The organism is Bdellovibrio sp. SBM16, from assembly GCF_056175625.1.
In genome coordinates, this window is sequence record NZ_JBJKJG010000003.1 from 88,352 (window position 1) to 105,060 (window position 16,709).

16 protein-coding genes and 1 tRNA gene are annotated in these 16,709 nt (G+C 44.1%); 13 read left to right on the top strand and 4 right to left on the bottom strand.

Features of this window, described 5'->3' with window-relative positions:
* Position 1: 1 nt before the first annotated feature.
* From AC04MM_RS04540 to AC04MM_RS04550, 3 genes are all read left to right on the top strand, one after another.
* Entirely contained in the window at positions 2 to 913 is a 912-nt protein-coding gene (locus tag AC04MM_RS04540; protein WP_475379136.1) for a Ppx/GppA phosphatase family protein, read from the top strand.
* Complete coding sequence (locus AC04MM_RS04545) at positions 873 to 1,337, top strand: DUF192 domain-containing protein (RefSeq protein ID WP_475379137.1); 465 nt, start codon at positions 873 to 875, stop codon at positions 1,335 to 1,337. The genes AC04MM_RS04540 and AC04MM_RS04545 overlap by 41 nt, the downstream gene beginning before the upstream one ends.
* A gap of 185 nt (positions 1,338 to 1,522) precedes the next feature.
* Positions 1,523 to 3,085 (top strand): hypothetical protein, encoded by a 1,563-nt coding sequence (locus tag AC04MM_RS04550; protein WP_475379138.1) that lies wholly within the window; start codon positions 1,523 to 1,525, stop codon positions 3,083 to 3,085.
* A gap of 79 nt (positions 3,086 to 3,164) precedes the next feature.
* Here AC04MM_RS04550 and AC04MM_RS04555 read toward each other — a convergent pair whose 3' ends face one another.
* Complete coding sequence (locus AC04MM_RS04555; RefSeq protein ID WP_475379139.1) at positions 3,165 to 3,518, bottom strand: PilZ domain-containing protein; 354 nt, start codon at positions 3,516 to 3,518, stop codon at positions 3,165 to 3,167.
* Positions 3,519 to 3,777: 259 nt separating this feature from the next.
* Between AC04MM_RS04555 and rho the strand changes: the two genes are divergently transcribed.
* Positions 3,778 to 5,502 carry a transcription termination factor Rho gene (gene rho / locus AC04MM_RS04560; protein WP_475379140.1) on the top strand — a complete coding sequence of 575 codons (1,725 nt, stop codon included), beginning with the start codon at positions 3,778 to 3,780 and terminating at the stop codon, positions 5,500 to 5,502.
* Positions 5,495 to 6,388 (top strand): hypothetical protein, encoded by an 894-nt coding sequence (locus tag AC04MM_RS04565; protein ID WP_475379141.1) that lies wholly within the window; start codon positions 5,495 to 5,497, stop codon positions 6,386 to 6,388. Before rho ends, AC04MM_RS04565 begins: the two co-directional genes overlap by 8 nt.
* 6 nt (positions 6,389 to 6,394) lie before the next feature.
* Here AC04MM_RS04565 and AC04MM_RS04570 read toward each other — a convergent pair whose 3' ends face one another.
* Positions 6,395 to 6,655 (bottom strand): hypothetical protein, encoded by a 261-nt coding sequence (locus AC04MM_RS04570; protein ID WP_475379142.1) that lies wholly within the window; start codon positions 6,653 to 6,655, stop codon positions 6,395 to 6,397.
* A 305-nt stretch (positions 6,656 to 6,960) separates the two neighbouring features.
* On the opposite strand from AC04MM_RS04570, the gene AC04MM_RS04575 reads away from it, so the two are divergent.
* From AC04MM_RS04575 to murA, 4 genes are all read left to right on the top strand, one after another.
* A complete protein-coding gene (locus tag AC04MM_RS04575; RefSeq protein ID WP_475379143.1) occupies positions 6,961 to 7,221 on the top strand; it encodes a type B 50S ribosomal protein L31 in 261 nt (86 codons plus the stop codon).
* Positions 7,222 to 7,321: 100 nt separating this feature from the next.
* Positions 7,322 to 8,401 (top strand): peptide chain release factor 1, encoded by a 1,080-nt coding sequence (gene prfA / locus AC04MM_RS04580; protein ID WP_475379144.1) that lies wholly within the window; start codon positions 7,322 to 7,324, stop codon positions 8,399 to 8,401.
* 8 nt (positions 8,402 to 8,409) lie between these two features.
* Positions 8,410 to 9,264, top strand: a complete 855-nt coding sequence (prmC, locus tag AC04MM_RS04585) for a peptide chain release factor N(5)-glutamine methyltransferase (protein ID WP_475379145.1) — start codon at positions 8,410 to 8,412, stop codon at positions 9,262 to 9,264.
* A gap of 8 nt (positions 9,265 to 9,272) precedes the next feature.
* On the top strand, positions 9,273 to 10,526 hold the full coding sequence (gene murA, locus AC04MM_RS04590) for a UDP-N-acetylglucosamine 1-carboxyvinyltransferase (RefSeq protein WP_475379146.1): 1,254 nt from the start codon (positions 9,273 to 9,275) through the stop codon (positions 10,524 to 10,526).
* A gap of 185 nt (positions 10,527 to 10,711) precedes the next feature.
* On the opposite strand, the gene AC04MM_RS04595 is transcribed toward murA, so the two are convergent.
* Positions 10,712 to 10,858 (bottom strand): hypothetical protein, encoded by a 147-nt coding sequence (locus AC04MM_RS04595; protein ID WP_475379147.1) that lies wholly within the window; start codon positions 10,856 to 10,858, stop codon positions 10,712 to 10,714.
* Between the two features lie 253 nt (positions 10,859 to 11,111).
* On the opposite strand from AC04MM_RS04595, the gene AC04MM_RS04600 reads away from it, so the two are divergent.
* Genes AC04MM_RS04600 through serS form a run of 3 tightly spaced genes read left to right on the top strand, consistent with a single transcriptional unit; the run spans position 11,112 to position 15,698 of the window.
* A complete protein-coding gene (locus AC04MM_RS04600; protein ID WP_475379148.1) occupies positions 11,112 to 14,030 on the top strand; it encodes a tetratricopeptide repeat protein in 2,919 nt (972 codons plus the stop codon).
* A 6-nt stretch (positions 14,031 to 14,036) separates the two neighbouring features.
* The gene (locus AC04MM_RS04605) at positions 14,037 to 14,345 is read left to right on the top strand and encodes a hypothetical protein (RefSeq protein WP_475379149.1); all 309 of its coding nucleotides are present in this window, start codon (positions 14,037 to 14,039) and stop codon (positions 14,343 to 14,345) included.
* Between the two features lie 57 nt (positions 14,346 to 14,402).
* Positions 14,403 to 15,698 carry a serine--tRNA ligase gene (gene serS, locus AC04MM_RS04610; protein ID WP_475379150.1) on the top strand — a complete coding sequence of 432 codons (1,296 nt, stop codon included), beginning with the start codon at positions 14,403 to 14,405 and terminating at the stop codon, positions 15,696 to 15,698.
* A gap of 15 nt (positions 15,699 to 15,713) precedes the next feature.
* On the opposite strand, the gene AC04MM_RS04615 is transcribed toward serS, so the two are convergent.
* Positions 15,714 to 16,388 (bottom strand): DUF4336 domain-containing protein, encoded by a 675-nt coding sequence (locus tag AC04MM_RS04615; RefSeq protein ID WP_475379151.1) that lies wholly within the window; start codon positions 16,386 to 16,388, stop codon positions 15,714 to 15,716.
* 127 nt (positions 16,389 to 16,515) lie between these two features.
* Between AC04MM_RS04615 and AC04MM_RS04620 the strand changes: the two genes are divergently transcribed.
* Positions 16,516 to 16,605 (top strand) — tRNA-Ser (locus AC04MM_RS04620).
* Positions 16,606 to 16,709: the final 104 nt, after the last annotated feature.

Here is a 16,709-nt window from a genome sequence, read left to right on the forward strand (position 1 = left end):
AATGAAACTTGCCAGTCTTGATTTAGGTTCAAATACATTCTTGTGTCTTGTTTCTGAAGTGCAGAACCAAAAGATCACAAAGATCTATTCTGATGAAGTTGAGATGGTGAGACTTGGCCAGGGATTATCGGCCAGTAAAAGATTTCACCCCGATGCCTTGGTCAGAGCAAAAAATACCCTGACAAACTTTAAGAAAACATTGGATCGCGAAAAGCCAGAGGCTGTTTTGGCCATGGCCACATCGGCGGCCCGCGATGCCGAAAACCAGGAAGAGCTTTTTAAAATCTGCAAAGATTTAGATATCCCGCTGGAAATTATCCCGGGTGATAAAGAGGCCGAGATCACTTACCGCGGTGGAGTTTCTGGTTTAACTTCTACCGGATCACGTCTGGTCGTTGATATCGGTGGCGGCTCGACCGAGTTTATCTTCGGTGAAGATCAGAAAATCCTGTCCGGAAAAAGTTTAGATATCGGTTGTGTGCGCTTAACTGAAAAATTTATTTCTGCACAGCCGACCCCGCAATCAGAAATCGACAACCTGCAAAATTTTATCCGCGGGCAACTGCTGCAAATTATTAACCTGGCCCCGAGCCAGCCAAAAGAAATTTTGGCCGTAGCCGGAACGCCGACCACCATCGCGCAGGTTGAGCTGGGTGGTTTTGATGCGGCCAAGATCGACGGTTATGTTTTAACCCAACAAGGACTAGAGGCCTGGCTAAAAAAGTTAACACCAATGTCAGTCACTGAAAAAATCGCTGCCGGATTTCCCGAAGGTCGTGCTGATGTGATCATTGTCGGCGTTATCACTTTACTTGAGACGTTAAAAGCTTTTAATCTAAATAAGCTTTCTGTCTCAACCCGAGGAGTACGTTATGGTGTCGCACTTGAACTGGCGAAACGTTTTAATACTTAGTTTCTTTTTTGTATCGCAGGTATTTGCCACAAATCCTAAAATTTCATTTGATAAAAAACAGATTCAAATCGGAACAAAAAAAATTACCGTGGAAATCGCCGTCACACGCGAACAGCACGAACGCGGTTTAATGTACCGTGAAAAAATGGGCGCCGACACCGGCATGTTATTTATCTTTGATAGCGAACAGCCTTTAAGTTTCTGGATGAAGAACACTTATATCGACTTAAGTATCGCTTATATCGGCAAAGACAAAAAGATCATCGACATCATCGACATGAAAGCCACGTCCAGCCTGCAAAAAGAATTTCCTTCTTATCCAAGCTCGAAGCCGGCCATGTACGCGCTTGAAATGAATCAGGGCTGGTTTACAAAAAACCGCATTAAAATCGGGGACTTGTTGGTATTACCTCGTTCTCAGTAAACATTTCGCGACCTAGGTCCAGCCACAACTCCGTATTTGCTTTTTGCCAACAACTTTCGTCAAGTCCAGCTTTAGTAATGATCAATACATCTGCTTTGCTGCAACACATTCTTCGTGTTGTAATATTATGGTAAGAAAGTAAAGACCTCGAGTCGCAATTATTTTCAAGGATGAGGATAAAAAATATGAAAAAACTGTTACTGGTTTTAGCAGCACTTGGCCTTATGGCGCAATTTTCTGCGTGTACAGCGAACAAAGCTCAAGATGATGCTGAGTTTGTTGAAAATGCAGACGTTGAGAAAATTGAAGCTGAAGAGCCTTCATTAGATGATGGCAGCGCACAGGCTTTAGACGGCACAGCACCTGAACAAAGCTTATCAACTGATAGCTCGTTAGAAGCAGCGCTAGGTGAAGCACCGGCTGACACGACGGCATCAACTGATTTATCGCTAGACCAAGCAATGCAAGATCCTCCTCCTACTGATATCGCAGCAGCTCCAACATTAGATGAAAGCTCTTTAGAAGCTCCACCATCAGATGTTCCGGCTGATGTGCCGGCAGATACTCTTGCTGGCAGCGATTTACCTCCGTCTGATTTAAGCTTAGATGATCCAAATGCTTTAGCTCCTGTCGATGATGGTTTGACAGCAGCCATGAACGAACAACCGACAGAAACTCCGCAAGATCCTCCTGCAACTGCAATGACTCCTCCTCCGGCTGCAGCAACAGAGGCTCCGGTTGAAGAGACTCCAACACAAGAAATCGCCGATGTTAAACCGACAGCTGTAAAAGGTTCTGCCGGCACAACATCTCTTAAAAAAGTTGCTGACGCGACTCCATACGCTTTCGGTGATGGCTTCGTAAATACAATTTACATTGCCCGTCCGAAAGAAAAATTAAAAGACATCAGCATGACGATCTACGGATCTGATAAAACAAAAGAGCTTAAAAAGATCAACTCATTCTTAAAAGCCCGTGCTCCTCGCGCCGGCGATAAAATCGCCTATGTTTCTCCGAACCGCCCGACAGATTCTTCTAAAACCATCACATACTACGAAGACACAGGCATGATTCCTGAGACTTACGTTGCGCAAAAAGGTGATAACTTAAGAAAAGTGGCTAAAAAGCTTTTAGGTTATGACAATGCCTGGAAAGAAGTTTGGTCGACTAACGCGATTGAATCAAAAACGAAATTAGCAGAAGGCGAAACGTTCAAATACTGGAAATCACCTTCTTCGATCACTCCGCCGACTATGGCGGCCGCAGAACCTCCGAAAACTCCGGAAGCTGCAGTTAACAATATCATCGCAAACAATCCGACACCTCCGCCTCCGGCTGAGATGTTGCCTCCTCCACAACCACCGGCGATGAACGATCTTCCGCCGCCTCCGCCGCAAGCTGACCTGCCACCGCCTCCGCCAACAGACGCGATGGCAGCAAACACAGCTCCACCTGCGGATCCGGCTTTAGATGCAGCAATGCCGCCGCCTCCACCACCAGATGATTCGCAATTTGCACAGACTCCTCCGCCTCCGCCGCCAGAAGAGCAAGCTGCCAAAGCTCCGGCAGGCTCTGAAGAAGGTGATGAGATGGCCGCTGCCGAAGGTGGCGATGATATGATGACCATGTTAGGTATCGGGGTGTTATTATTCGGTGCCCTGGCATTTGTACTGGTTAAACGTAAAAAAGCCCAGGCCAACCGCGCCCATGGCAATGATGCTCAAATGGGTGAAGGTTTAGGAACGTAATTCTAAATTGAAATCAAAAAACAAAAGGCTTGGTTTAAACACCAAGCCTTTTTTATTTGTTAATTTTGGAACAGTATTTTTACGCAGCTTTTTTCAGGATGCCGTCTAAAATTCCGCGATGGCCCATGCGTTTCGTTTCCACGAAATAAATTAGATCATCGACGATTTGGACGTCGCGATTATTCTGCGGCAAAAATTTAACGCCGGCCCCTAAAGAGTTTTTCCACACAATCTGGGCGGTAATTTTTCTCTCGCGTTGGGCAACAACGAAAGTAAGATTAATTTTTTCATCAACACGTAAATCGTGGTTGGCTAATTCTAAAAAAGCTCCCGATAAACTGATGTTTCTAAGCACAGCTACTGAATCCTGACGAGCATAGCTTCTTCTAAAACTGACATCTAAATGCAGCGGCGTTCTAGGTGCTGGGGTCATTGTATCCACTTGATACTCCTTGTTTAGATACGTGGTTTCGTTCCTCAATGTTGAAGTCCGGGTGGTCCGCATACCTGTGAGTATTTATCGGTTAAGTACTTGAAAGATTTAGAGTTTTTCTCGAATTGAGACGATAAAAATGTTCCATGTTTCAAATTGATTGACTTTAATTAGGCCCACAGCGATATTTTAAAAATAATCTCTTATTTTTTTCTACTAAATCCTATTTAAAAATAGATCCACATTCCAGGAGCTCCAATTGGCTAAAAAAGAAGTTGTCATCGAACCTACTAAGAAAAAGTTTAGAAAAACGAATACTGAAGCAACCGCAGACAGCGGACCAAGTGCAGAGGCCTCAGCTCCAGCCCAAGAAGCACCGGCTCCCGTAGCGCAAACGGCAGATGCCCCAAGCGCAGCAGCACAAGAAACTCCGGCAGCTAGCGCAGCACCAGCGGCTTCAGGCGAAAATCCAGGTTCACAACAGCAACAACAAGGGCAGCAGCAACACCAACAACGCCGTGACTTCAGAAAATACGACAACAATCAAAATAGAAATCAAGGCGGCGGAAGACATGGTCAGCAGCAAGGTGGCGGCCGTTACAACCAAAACCAACGCCGTGACTACCGCGACCGCGACGAGCAACAAGGTGGCCACAGCCAACCGCCTCAGCAACAAGGCACTCCGGTAGAAGAAATTGACTTAGCAGACATTAATTTAACTGACGAAGAAAAAAGCTGGTTAAACTCTAAAGATTTAAAATCTAAAAACATCCAGGTATTAACTGATCTCGCTACCAAATTAAAAATCGAAAACGCTGCAGGTATGCGCCGCCAAGATATGGTGTTCGAAATTTTAAAACGCGCAGCTAAGCTGGGTGATATTTTCGGTTCCGGCGTATTAGAAATTTTACCGGATGGTTACGGTTTCTTACGTTCTCCTGATTACAATTACTTACCGGGACCAGATGATATTTACGTTTCTCCGTCACAAATGCGCAAGTTCGGCTTACGTACCGGCGACTTCGTAACCGGTACTGTTCGTGTTCCTAAAGAAGGTGAAAGATATTTCGCCTTAATCAAAGTTGATTCTTTAAACTACGAAGCTCCAGAAGCTTCTAAAGATAAAATCTTATTCGACAACTTAACGCCGTTATACCCGAACAAGCAGTTAAAACTTGAAAGCACACCTAATGAGATGACTACTCGTATCGTTGATATGATGTCTCCCTTAGGTAAAGGCCAACGCGCTTTGATCGTTGCCCCGCCGAAAACAGGTAAAACAGTTTTACTACAAAAAATCGCCAACGCGATCACTACCAATCACCCTGAAGTAAAACTCATCGTGCTATTAATCGATGAGCGTCCGGAAGAAGTAACGGATATGCAGCGTACGGTAAAAGGCGAAGTCGTTTCATCAACCTTCGATGAACCACCAACGCGCCACGTACAAATTGCTGAAATGGTTTTAGAAAAGGCAAAACGCCTAGTTGAGCACAAACATGACGTTGTTATCCTGTTAGATTCGATTACGCGTTTAGCGCGTGCTTACAATACGGTTGTTCCGCCATCTGGTAAGATCTTATCGGGCGGTGTGGATTCAAATGCGTTACACAAACCCAAGCGTTTCTTCGGTGCTGCCAGAAATATCGAAGAAGGCGGATCACTGACCATCATCGCAACGGCGTTAATCGATACCGGTTCGCGCATGGATGAGGTTATTTTTGAGGAATTCAAAGGTACGGGCAACTCAGAGATCCAATTAGACAGAAAGCTGATGGAAAAACGTATTTTCCCTTGTATGGACATCAACAAATCAGGAACCCGTAAAGAAGATCTATTGATCGAAAAAGGCGATTTATCGCGTCTTTGGATTTTACGTAAAGTATTAGCGCCGATGAACGTAGTTGATGCCATGGAATTCTTAATGGATAAATTGGAAAAAACAAAAACCAACGCTGATTTCTTGAAGAGCATGAATGGATAAAAAAAACCAATCCGGCGATAACCGTCCGCTGATCAAGAAATTAGTACTGCCACTGACCTTGTTTGTCGGTGGTTTACTGATCTTTGTTATTCTTTATAAATTTTTATTGGGAAGTAAGATCAATCTGCCGGGCACCGATGTAACCATCGGCCAGGATGCCTTCCAGGCTCCGGCCGAAATTTCAACTTCACTTCAAATTGAATGTCAGGCTTCAGTTGATAAGATCGATAAGCTGGATTCTTGCGAAGAACAAGAATCAGAGTTTTTAGCTAAAATCGGAAATTGTGCCGGTTACAGTTTTTCGCTGGAAGCCCCCAAATCTCTGGATAGTGACGGGCAGTACGCCGATATCGTTTTTGAAGTAGCCGCTTGTTATAAAAAAATGGGCGGAGATAAGGTGACTCAAGCGATTAACTTATTAAAGAAAGCCGAAGCAGAAATCCCGGCTTGGGAAGTTAACATGGGTCCGATCACCTGTGACTCTAAATCAACGTTAACGGCTTATCTTGATGCTTATGCAGCCGACGCTACGTTTAGCTGCACCAAATCTGCAGATCTTGAAAAAGTAATTCAACAGTTACAAAGCAAAGATCTCGCTTTTTTAAAGCAGATGTTATGGAGTAATCACGTACCTGAATTAGGTTTACGCGATTCAGATGTTTCTTGTCCCGAAAGCTTAAAAGAAATAACGAAGAGCCTGGTTAATGCTTTAAACCAATCTTCAAATGTTGGCTTAAGCAGTGAAGAAAAAACTGATTCAATGAATACCTTTATCGAAATCAATAAAGGGTCTGATGTGGTCGCTTTATTAAAAGTGGCAACAAACCCAGATGGTTGTCTGTATCTGGATTCGTTGCTAGTCACCAACCTTGACGGTGTGGAATAATTCTAACTATTTACCGGTAAGTTTTTTATGTGTGATGGAGATAGCTTTGCAGCCTTCTTCGTCATACTTACGGTCTTGCATAGCCTCTTGAGCTTCACAGGCAACCTCATCACCCTCAGCACAGGCCATAGCTGCCTTAGTTTTGATTTTTAGCGCTTTGGTTTTACAAATAGCTACATAGTCGTCGTCATCGTCAAACCAGCCGGCCTGCGCCGGTACAGCAGCCGCTATCACTAATGCCATTAAAAACTTGTGAGCCTTTTTCATAGATCTGCATCCCTTCATAGACCTAAGTCTATCGGACCTCTCATCGGTTAGAACTCCAGCAGACCATAGGCATCCCGCCATAATTTTATTGTGTTCCGCTATATCCAAGTGATTTCAAATACTTACATATAAACAAAAGTGCTCTTAATTCTAGGGTAACGGTGGTCCCGGCCATTCAGCTTTGGCCTGTTTGCCTTGAAATCACCGGCAAATAGGCAAAATAACGCGGATTTCCGCTTGAGCCTGGGCCAATTTTTATGCTATCACCTAGGTTCTCGAATTTACGATTAAAGATAGAGGATAATATGAAAGAAGGATTACATCCAAAAGTTAAGACTGTTGTGTTCAAAGACATCTCTTGTGACTTCCAATTTTTAGGAACAACAACGTTAGACTCTAAAGAAACTACTAAATGGACTGACGGCAAAGAATACCCACTTATCAAAGTTGAGATCTCTTCTGCTTCTCACCCATTCTACACTGGTAAACAACGCGTACTTGATACCGAAGGCCGTATCGATCGTTTCAAAAAGAAATTCGGATCGAAATCAGCTACAGGCAAATAGATTCTCGCAAGGTTATTTATTTAGAAAAGCGGCTTATATGGCCGCTTTTTGTTTTTCTGGAATTCAATATTATCCACTCAGTAACGCCGGAGCTTAGACCATGTTTTCAAAATTAGACTCAGTAGAATCAAGATATGAAGAAGTGAATATGTCACTTCAGCGTCCTGATATTGCGTCTGATCAGACCAAGTATCGCGCGCTAATGAAAGAATTGGCTGAACTGGAAAAAATCGTCATCCTTTACCGCGATTACAAAAAGAAAACCGCGAACTTAAAAGATAGCAAAGAACTTCTTACCGCCGAACAAGATCCTGAAATGCGCGAAATGATCCGCGAAGAAGTTAAAGAACTTGAAGAAGCAATTCCGCAACTTGAAGACGCATTAAAAATTGCTTTATTACCTAAAGACCCTAACGACGATAAAAACATTCTACTTGAGATTCGTGCCGGTGCCGGTGGCGATGAGGCGTCGTTATTTGCTGATGAACTTTTCCGTGGTTACGCTCACTACGCAAGTACTATGGGCTGGAAAGCTGAAATGGTATCTTACTCACAGGGTAACGTTGGCGGCGCTAAAGAGGTTATCGTTTCAATTTCTGGCGAATCGGTTTACTCAAAAATGAAATACGAATCTGGCGTTCACCGTGTACAGCGTGTACCTAAAACTGAAGCTGCTGGTCGTATCCATACTTCAACTGTAACAGTTGCGGTTATTCCTGAGGTTGAAGTTAAAGATATTAAACTTAACCAAAGTGATCTTCATATTGAAACCATGCGTTCGCAAGGAGCTGGAGGACAGTCGGTCAACAGAACGGAATCAGCTGTCCGTATCGTTCATATCCCAACAGGAATCGAAGTTAAATGCCAAGAGGGAAAGTCTCAGCTTAGCAATAGAGAGCGAGCACTTCAGATTCTAGCTGCAAAATTACAATCCATCGAAGACGAAAAACGTATGAAAGAAGCTTCTGATGCCCGTTTAGATCAAATCGGAACTGGCGATCGCTCAGAGCGTATCCGCACTTATAACTTTCCTCAGACGCGTATCACTGATCATCGCATCGGTTTAACGATTCACCAGTTAGATCAGGTGATGGGTGGTAAGTTTGAATTGTTAATCGATCCAATTAATGCTCACTTCCAGGCGGAACAGTTAAAAAAACAATCGTCTAACGCCTACTAGGAATCGACATGAAACTGAATGATGTCCTGCAAAAAACAATTCAGTTCTTCAAAGATAAAAACTTCGATACCCCACGTTTGGATGCGGAATTATTGATTGCCCACGCTCTCAATATGCCGCGTATTCAATTGTATGTTAAATTTGATTCACCACTTACTGAAGCCGAAGTAAATCTGTGCCGCGAGTATGTTAAGCGCAGAACCGCGGGCGAGCCCGTCGCCTACATCATCGGCGAAAAAGGATTTTACGGCCACATTTTCAAAGTAGGAGCCGGAGTTTTAATCCCGCGGCCCGAAACCGAAATGATCGTCGATGAAGTTTTAAATGATTTTAAGAAACATCCGCGTGATCAGATCCGCATTCTGGATTTAGGCGCCGGCACCGGATGTATCGGCCTGTCGATTCTAAAGCACATCCCGCTAGGAAAACTGATTGCTATTGAAAAATCAGCTGAAGCTTTTGCTCTGCTTAAACAAAATATCGCATTACTTGACCTTGGCGAGCGCAGCGAAGCGATCCATGCAGATGTGAGCACCTTAAACCCTGGCGAACTGGGTAAATTCGACTACATCGTGGCAAACCCGCCTTATATCGATGCGGGAGACACACAAGTTGAACCCAACGTGCGTAAATATGAGCCCGCCTCGGCCTTATTTGCGGATGATCAGGGTTTAAAAGATCTAAAAACTTGGTCGACAAAGTTTGCCCCTTGCCTTAACGACCAAGGCCTAATGCTTTTTGAAATGGGCCACACTCAGGGACCGGCCATGAAAAAATATTTTTCCGATATCCCCGGCCTGAAAGATGTTGCCGTTTTAAAAGATTTGTCAGGACTTGATCGAATCATTAAAGCAAGAGCATAATATCCGCTATGGATAAAATGCTTGTTACCAGTGGTGTTTCTTTAAAAGGTTCTGTTGAAGTCAGCGGTGCAAAAAACGCAGCTTTACCGATTTTATTTTCTACTCTATTAGCTGAAGGCGAACACACGTTCGACAATGTTCCGCTGTTAAAGGATATCGAATCAACAGCAGAACTTTTACAGAGTTTAGGTTGTGAATCAAAACGCGATGGTCACACGTTTCGCGTAAACGTCACCAAATTAAAAACATTTGAAGCCCATTACGATTTAGTCAGAAAAATGCGCGCCAGCATTCTTTGTTTGGGTCCGATTCTGGCGAAATACGGTGAAGCGGTAGTTTCGCTTCCGGGTGGTTGTGCGATCGGTACACGTCCGATTGATCTTCACTTAGATGCGATGAAAGCTTTAGGTGCAGAGATTGAACTTAAAGACGGTTATGTCTTAGCCAAATGTAAAAAATTAAAAGGCGCAACCGTGCTGTTTGAAAAAACAACCGTCGGCGGTACCGAAAATTTAATGATGGCCGCAACTTTAGCTGAAGGCACAACGATCATCGAAAATGCAGCTAAAGAGCCCGAAATTGTTGATCTTGCGATTTACCTAAATAAAATGGGTGCGAAAATCACCGGGCACGGTACAAGTGTGATGCGTATTGAAGGCGTTGAAAAATTAACACCAGCCCGCCACAGCATTATGCCAGATCGTATCGAAGCCGGAACATTAATGATCGCCGGCGCCATCACTAAAGGGGATGTGCTTGTACAAAAATGTAACCCCCAGGATTTAGAAGCACTCATCAATAAAATGCGCGAATCTGGTTTTAAAATCGAAACAACAAAAGATTCGATCCGAGTACTTCCACAAGACAAATGGGAAGCGGTTGATATCACGACTGCACCACATCCGCTATTTGCAACCGACCTACAGGCGCAGTTTATGGCGTTAATGACCGTCGCACACGGCACCAGTGTGATCACAGAAACAGTTTTCGAAAACCGCTTCATGCACGTAAATGAATTAATGCGTTTGGGCGCTGACATCACCCCAAAAACCCAGGTCGCAGTTGTCCGCGGTAAACCCGGCGGCTTATCTGGCGCCCCGGTCATGGCCACTGACTTACGGGCATCGGCAAGTTTAGTGTTAGCCGGTTTAGTTGCTAAAGGTGAAACCTTGGTAGGCCGTATCTACCACTTAGACCGCGGCTACGAAAATCTAGAAGGAAAACTTTCTTCTCTAGGCGCAAAAATCAAACGCGTGCAATAGGCCGCCAGCGCCAGCAACGAAGTCGAAATTTTATTGTCGGGGAAAAAAATTAAGGCAAGTTCGAGGAGGGGCCACAAACTTGCCTTTTAAAAATCGGCCGCTGTTAAGCAGTGATTTTGAAATTAAGAATCTATATTTACCAAACAAAGCTCTGATGCCTATCCTGGGAGGGGATCCTGAATTAGCTATTCAGAGATCTTCGCTTGGTAATCAAAAACCGTATCTGAATCTGAAAATGAAGTTGTGTTTACTAGCTGCTCGTCGCTGATGGCCTTAGCTTTCGCTGAGATCACCAAAACCGCGATGATGTATGCTACCGCAACCCATTTCATGCAAATTGTCTAAAGCAACTGATGTGCCAACTTGAGACACGCGCAAGAGTCCATTTAAATGCCCTAAAATTCTTATTAAAACCCCAGTGAAATCAAATAGTTCCAACTTGGAACCGGCCTCTGGTTCCATTGATGGACTTTGGTCATAAGTTGGGTCCGAATTTATACGATTTAAATGTCAGAATTTCGAATCCATTTCATAATAGAAATGATGGGGAAACGAGTTAATTTTAACGATCAGTGGAGAGTCAAAATGGAGAATGGCCAAATCAAGGGGCCGTTCCCGAGTGAATCGATCAGCAAGATGATCGTGGAAGGTATTTTAACCGGCCAAGAAGAAGTAGCACAACACCCCAGCGCCGAATGGCGTCCGCTCGCTAAGGTTCACGAATTTTACGAAGCCCTGTTAGAATCTCTTGAAAATCCAACCGAGCGCGACGAAAAAAAAGCGGCCAAGATGGATGCAGAAACGCAGATTCAATCGCGCTCTGAAGGCGTTGAGGAACCACCTCCGCCCGAGCCGGAGGTTGCGGAATTTAAAGACGAGATCAAACAACTCGTTGAAGAAGAAAGAAAAAAACCGACATCGCCAATTATTCCTGATCGCGCTGTAGCCCGTACGACCGGTGTTTCAACGATTGCACCTCCGGATAACAATGCACTCTTGGTTGCGCGCGATCAGCAATTAACAATCGAAATGCAGCAGCTCAAAACGATTCAGGCAAAAGAATCAAAAAAATTCTTTCCTTTTATCATTTTGATCGTTGTCATTGCGGCTGCACTTTATTACCTGATTAAACCAGATCCTAAACAAAACACTGGCTGGGTATTGATTGCCCCGACGCGCGGAGCACAAAAAACTTTAACCGATAACGAAGTTAAAGCTTTAAAAGCCAAAGCCATCCAACTGATCAAAACCGGAACCTTAGAAAATACCCGTGATTCACAGAAGTTTTTGGCACAGGCTTCTGAAAATGCCCCAAATGATTTAGAGTCTCTGGGATTACTGTGTGTGGTGTACGAACAGCTTTGGCCTTACACCAAACAAAACTCGAACGACTTAAAAGCGATTACCATTGTAACGCAAATGAGCCGCACGATTAACCCGATCTCAAGCTACTCTGACACCTGCCAGTCGATCTATCTGTTAGCCAAGGGACAACCGCGCGATGCGCGTGGTTTAATTGAAAGAACCTTAGATCAGCAAAATGGTGAACGTTTTATCCTGTTTCCGTTTTTATACCTGATCAAAGGGCAAATCCTTGAAGAAATGCACAATCATATCAGTGCCGAAGCTTATTATACCGAAGCGGTAAAATCGTTTCCAGGTTGGGCGTGGGCCCAGTTTGCATTGGCGCGTTCGATGTTTAAACAAGGCAAATACAACGAAGCTAAAGATGCTTACACAAATATTCTGCGCGATTACCCTGAACACAAGGGAGCGCTCTACGGTATGGGTTTGGTTGAGCTGAAAAACGCTTCTAATGAAAAAGCATTCAACCTGTTTAACCGCGCTTATGCGATCGATAGCAAGCTGCCAAAAAGCTTTCATATGGAAGCACTGCTGGAGTTCATCCAGCTGTTAATTGCCAGAAAAGATAATTCAAAAGCACTTGAAGTCGGTCAGTTTGCATTAACCATCAGCCCGAGTCACCGTGCGATCAAAGAACTTGTCATGTCGTTAGGCGGTGAAGACCGCGGCAATAATCAATCGGCCGAGTTAGTATTCTTAGGTGATCAGTTCGCAAGATCGGGCGATCATCTGGCGGCACAGGCGCAATACAAAGCCGCGTTTGAATTTGATAAAACCAATGCCGAGCCTGCGCTAAAAGCGGCCAAGAGTTTATGGGCGATCAATCAAACGCGCGAAGCTCTTCTTTGGGTAGACCGAGCGATCAGAGCCGATACCAAACTGGCCCAGGCCTACGCACAAAAGGCTGATTATCTGTCGCAGAAGTTTGCCTTCGGCGAAGCGACTAAGGCTTTGCAAGATGGTTTAAAAGCAACCGGTAATAATTTTGATATCGTAAAAACCCAGGCGCTGGTTGAATTCAGAAAAAACAGCATGACGACCACCATTACTTACGGCGAAAAGGCGTTAAAGATGTATGATGCCGATGTTGAGCTGTTAAGTTTAATCGCAAATGCGAATATCAACCTATACCTGCACGCACCAACACGCACCTCGGCCGACGGAAAAAACCAGGAAGATAAAAACTTAAGAACCAAATATTTAGAAGATGCACAGAAATACGCAAGCAAAGCCGTCGATCTTGAGCCCGGAAAACCGGAAGCGCAAATTACCTACTCTAAATACCTCTACGCTAAACAGGGTAATCTTGCCGCTGAAACTAATTTCAAAAAATTAATCGAAACCTTCCCGTACACTATCGATTACCGCGTGGGCTTAGCAGAGTTCTATGAACTGCAGGAAAAATACCGCTCGGCGGCTGATATTTACCTGCAGATTATCGAAGCTGATCCCAAAAATAAAAAAGCCCTAATGGGACTTGCGCGTTGTAATCAGTTTATGAATGAAATTAAAACCGCGCAGAAATACTACATGGATGCCGCCGTATTGGATCCATCCGATGTTGAGCCCTTATTTGCGACAGCGCAGCTGGAACTTGAAAATCCAGGCAGTAAAGATCCCAGCGCGGTTATTCAAAGCGCCTACAAAAAATTTGAAATGGTTAAACGGGTTAATCCAAGTTACCCGCGCATTTCTTATTTCTTGGCCCGCTGCCATTTTGCTTTAGCTGAATTTGATAAAGCACTGGAAATGATCAAAGAAGAAAAGACAAAAAACCCGGGCATTGCCGATCCTTATCTGCTTGCAGCCGAGGTTTACAACAGCAAAGAACAGTTCAAAGAGTGTGCGGCTGAATACTCACAAGGTATTCGCCTGCGCCCGACATCGGCCGACCTGTATGTAAAGGCCGCTTCTTGTTACCGCAAAAGCGAGGCTTTAGATATTGCCCTTGATATGTTAGAAATCGCCCGTAGCAAAGAAAGCGGTTTTGCCCCGCTTTACCGTGAAAAAGGTTTTATTATGGAAGCCCAAGGCGATCGCAGGCAAGCCCGTGATTTACTTAAACTTTATATCGAACTTTCGCCAAATGCTCTGGACAGAAAACAAATTGAAGATAAAATATCTTCATTAGGGGGATAACTCATCATGACTCTGGGAGAAAAATTTAAAGGCTTTTCCAATGACCTGCAAGTCGGAGCTAAGAACGCTTCTCACAGTTTTGCGCATGCTATGTTACGCCTGGTGTCCGGCTTCTTTATCGGCTTGGTCTTATCGTTAATTATCCAGGAACTGACTCAGTCCGGCACCTTTATGCTTTTATTTTTAACGATTGTCTTTACCGCGGCCATCTTTAAATCCCTCAGCCGCTTCGGCATGATGCAGATTTTGATCTTTGATCTCATCTGTGTGTTGATTGGCACTGTGCTTCGTATGTATATTATGATCGCACCATAGGTGCGTAAATTAACCAACGCCTTAAGCGTGTGACCACTTTAGAACCAAGGAAATTTTGTGATTGATATTAAGCTGTTAGAAAAAAAAGCTGAAAACGGAACCTCTTACTTTGACGAATACAAGCAAGGTTTAATTAATCGCGGAGCTTCCACGGATATCTTAGAACAGATCATGAAGGCAAACATTACCCGCAAAGAAATGATCAATACCGCAGAAACCGAAAAAGCCCGCCAGAATAAATTAAGCGCCGAAGTCGGCCAGCTTAAACGCGAAGGTAAAGATGCTTCGCATATTCTTTCTCAGGTTGACCAGCTAAAAGCGCGCGTAAAAGAACTTGAAACACAGGCCGCTGAAACTGATGCACAGGTTTACAACTTATTATTAACAATCCCGAACAAACCACACGCGTCTGTTCCGGTGGGTTCGTCTGAACACGACAACAAAGTTGTTAAGACTGTCGGTGAACCGAAGAAATTTTCTTTCAAAGCCAAAGAACATATCGAACTTGGCGAAAAACTAAATGTCTTGGATTTTGAACGTGCTGCCAAAGTTGCCGGCGCAAGATTTACTTTTTTAAAAGGGGCCGCGGCTCAGATGGAACGTGCCTTAATCCAGTTTATGATGGATATGCACTCGACCCAGCATGGTTACACTGAAATGATTCCACCGTTTATGGCAAACAGTAATAGCTTTGTCGGCACTGGCCAGTTTCCGAAATTTAAAGAAGATGTGTTTAGATTAGAAGGAACTGATTACTGTCTGATTCCAACGGCCGAAGTTCCGGTTACTAACTATTACAATAACGAAATTTTAACTGAAGAGCAGTTACCACAATCGTTTTGTGCTTACTCACCATGTTTCAGATCTGAAGCCGGCAGCGCCGGTAAAGACACCAAAGGTTTAATCCGCCAGCATCAGTTTAATAAAGTTGAGTTAATGACTTTCTGCCATCCGTCTCAGTCTTATGAGATCCATGAACAGTTAACTTCACATGCTGAAAGAGTACTTACCGAACTAGAACTTTCTTACCGTAAATCTTTACTTTGCACCGGCGACATGGGTTTTGGGTCGGCTAAAACTTACGATCTGGAAGTGTGGATGCCGGGACAGAACACGTACCGTGAAATCAGTTCGTGCTCAAACTTCGAGGACTTTCAGGCCCGCCGTGCAAATATCCGCTTTAAACCAAAAGATGGCGGTAAGCCGCAGTTCGTGCATACCTTAAACGGTTCCGGCTTAGCAGTCGGTAGAACACTGATTGCCATCTTTGAAAACTACCAGCGCGAGGACGGTTCAATCGAAATCCCGAAAGTCTTACGCGGCTACATGGGCAATAAGACCGAAATTAAATAATCGGCGGTCGCTGAACTAAATAAACTTTCTTTCACGAAGGGCGTTGGTTAAAACGCCCTTCGCATTTTCCGTGATAATATTTCCGTGCGCCATCACGAGCATCTCGATATCCAGCGATAAGATTTTTTCCAGCGTAATTTTAAACTCATTTTTATTTTTAATCGTTGTCTTAAACCAGCGGCTTACTGCCGGTTTATTCCAGGTGCCGAACGCGTGTTGGATCACCCAACTGATAAAACCTTTGCGGTTATGTAAATTAAAAATCAGATCGGTCACCACCAGGCATTTGGCTTTTTTGTGGTAGAACAGAACTTCGTGGGTGCTTCCGCCCAACACTGGAATCAGTTCAATTTCGTCTGACATTGTCCAATTTTTCGGCACCAGCTCGTAATCCCAGGTCAGATCGTTACGTTTCTGGGTTAACTCTTTACCGGCCCACAGCTTAGCTTCTTTAAGTTTATGCTTGGCCGGTTTGACATATAAATGGTGCAAATCACACGGGGCTACAATGTGCTTTACCTTCAGTGCTGGCTTAATTTCGGCCCAATCTGCCTCGGTAAAATCAATCGGTGAGATCATAATGCTTTCGCCGCTGTTCAGGCGCAAAACTGTTGATCTAACGGGCAACGAGAAGTTTTTGAACAACTCCAATTCGGCATCAAAGGTATAAACCCAGTCATTTATTTTCATATTGAAATTTTCTTATGCAAAAAGGGCGTCTGTCTTGGGGATTTAGCTTTTTATGTGCGTAGCGTTGAAATGCTGATTTGCGAAAAACTCATTGAACCGCGACCTCATTTTTTATAAAACAATCGACGGAAAGTTGGTAGAGCGGTTGAATACACCAGTCTTGAAAACTGGCAGCCCTTCGCGGGGCTCGAGGGTTCGAATCCCTCACTTTCCGCCATTTAGGCTTTTTTACAGTTCTTCTGGCTCTTTTCACCTAACAGTTTATCAGGCTCTTCTCACTTAACAGTTTATCACACAGCGCAAGTCACTAAAAACAAGTAG

Bases quoted from the DNA above. Each gene is read 5' to 3' on its own strand.
- AC04MM_RS04600 (WP_475379148.1), top strand. From the start codon at position 11,112: ATGGAGAATGGCCAAATCAAGGGGCCGTTCCCGAGTGAATCGATCAGC.
- AC04MM_RS04575 (WP_475379143.1), top strand. From the start codon at position 6,961: ATGAAAGAAGGATTACATCCAAAAGTTAAGACTGTTGTGTTCAAAGAC.
- AC04MM_RS04565 (WP_475379141.1), top strand. From the start codon at position 5,495: ATGGATAAAAAAAACCAATCCGGCGATAACCGTCCGCTGATCAAGAAA.
- AC04MM_RS04550 (WP_475379138.1), top strand. From the start codon at position 1,523: ATGAAAAAACTGTTACTGGTTTTAGCAGCACTTGGCCTTATGGCGCAA.
- AC04MM_RS04540 (WP_475379136.1), top strand. From the start codon at position 2: ATGAAACTTGCCAGTCTTGATTTAGGTTCAAATACATTCTTGTGTCTT.
- AC04MM_RS04545 (WP_475379137.1), top strand. From the start codon at position 873: ATGGTGTCGCACTTGAACTGGCGAAACGTTTTAATACTTAGTTTCTTT.
- prfA (WP_475379144.1), top strand. From the start codon at position 7,322: ATGTTTTCAAAATTAGACTCAGTAGAATCAAGATATGAAGAAGTGAAT.
- prmC (WP_475379145.1), top strand. From the start codon at position 8,410: ATGAAACTGAATGATGTCCTGCAAAAAACAATTCAGTTCTTCAAAGAT.
- AC04MM_RS04555 (WP_475379139.1), bottom strand. From the start codon at position 3,518: ATGACCCCAGCACCTAGAACGCCGCTGCATTTAGATGTCAGTTTTAGA.
- AC04MM_RS04595 (WP_475379147.1), bottom strand. From the start codon at position 10,858: ATGAAATGGGTTGCGGTAGCATACATCATCGCGGTTTTGGTGATCTCA.
- murA (WP_475379146.1), top strand. From the start codon at position 9,273: ATGGATAAAATGCTTGTTACCAGTGGTGTTTCTTTAAAAGGTTCTGTT.
- AC04MM_RS04570 (WP_475379142.1), bottom strand. From the start codon at position 6,655: ATGAAAAAGGCTCACAAGTTTTTAATGGCATTAGTGATAGCGGCTGCT.
- AC04MM_RS04605 (WP_475379149.1), top strand. From the start codon at position 14,037: ATGACTCTGGGAGAAAAATTTAAAGGCTTTTCCAATGACCTGCAAGTC.
- AC04MM_RS04615 (WP_475379151.1), bottom strand. From the start codon at position 16,388: ATGAAAATAAATGACTGGGTTTATACCTTTGATGCCGAATTGGAGTTG.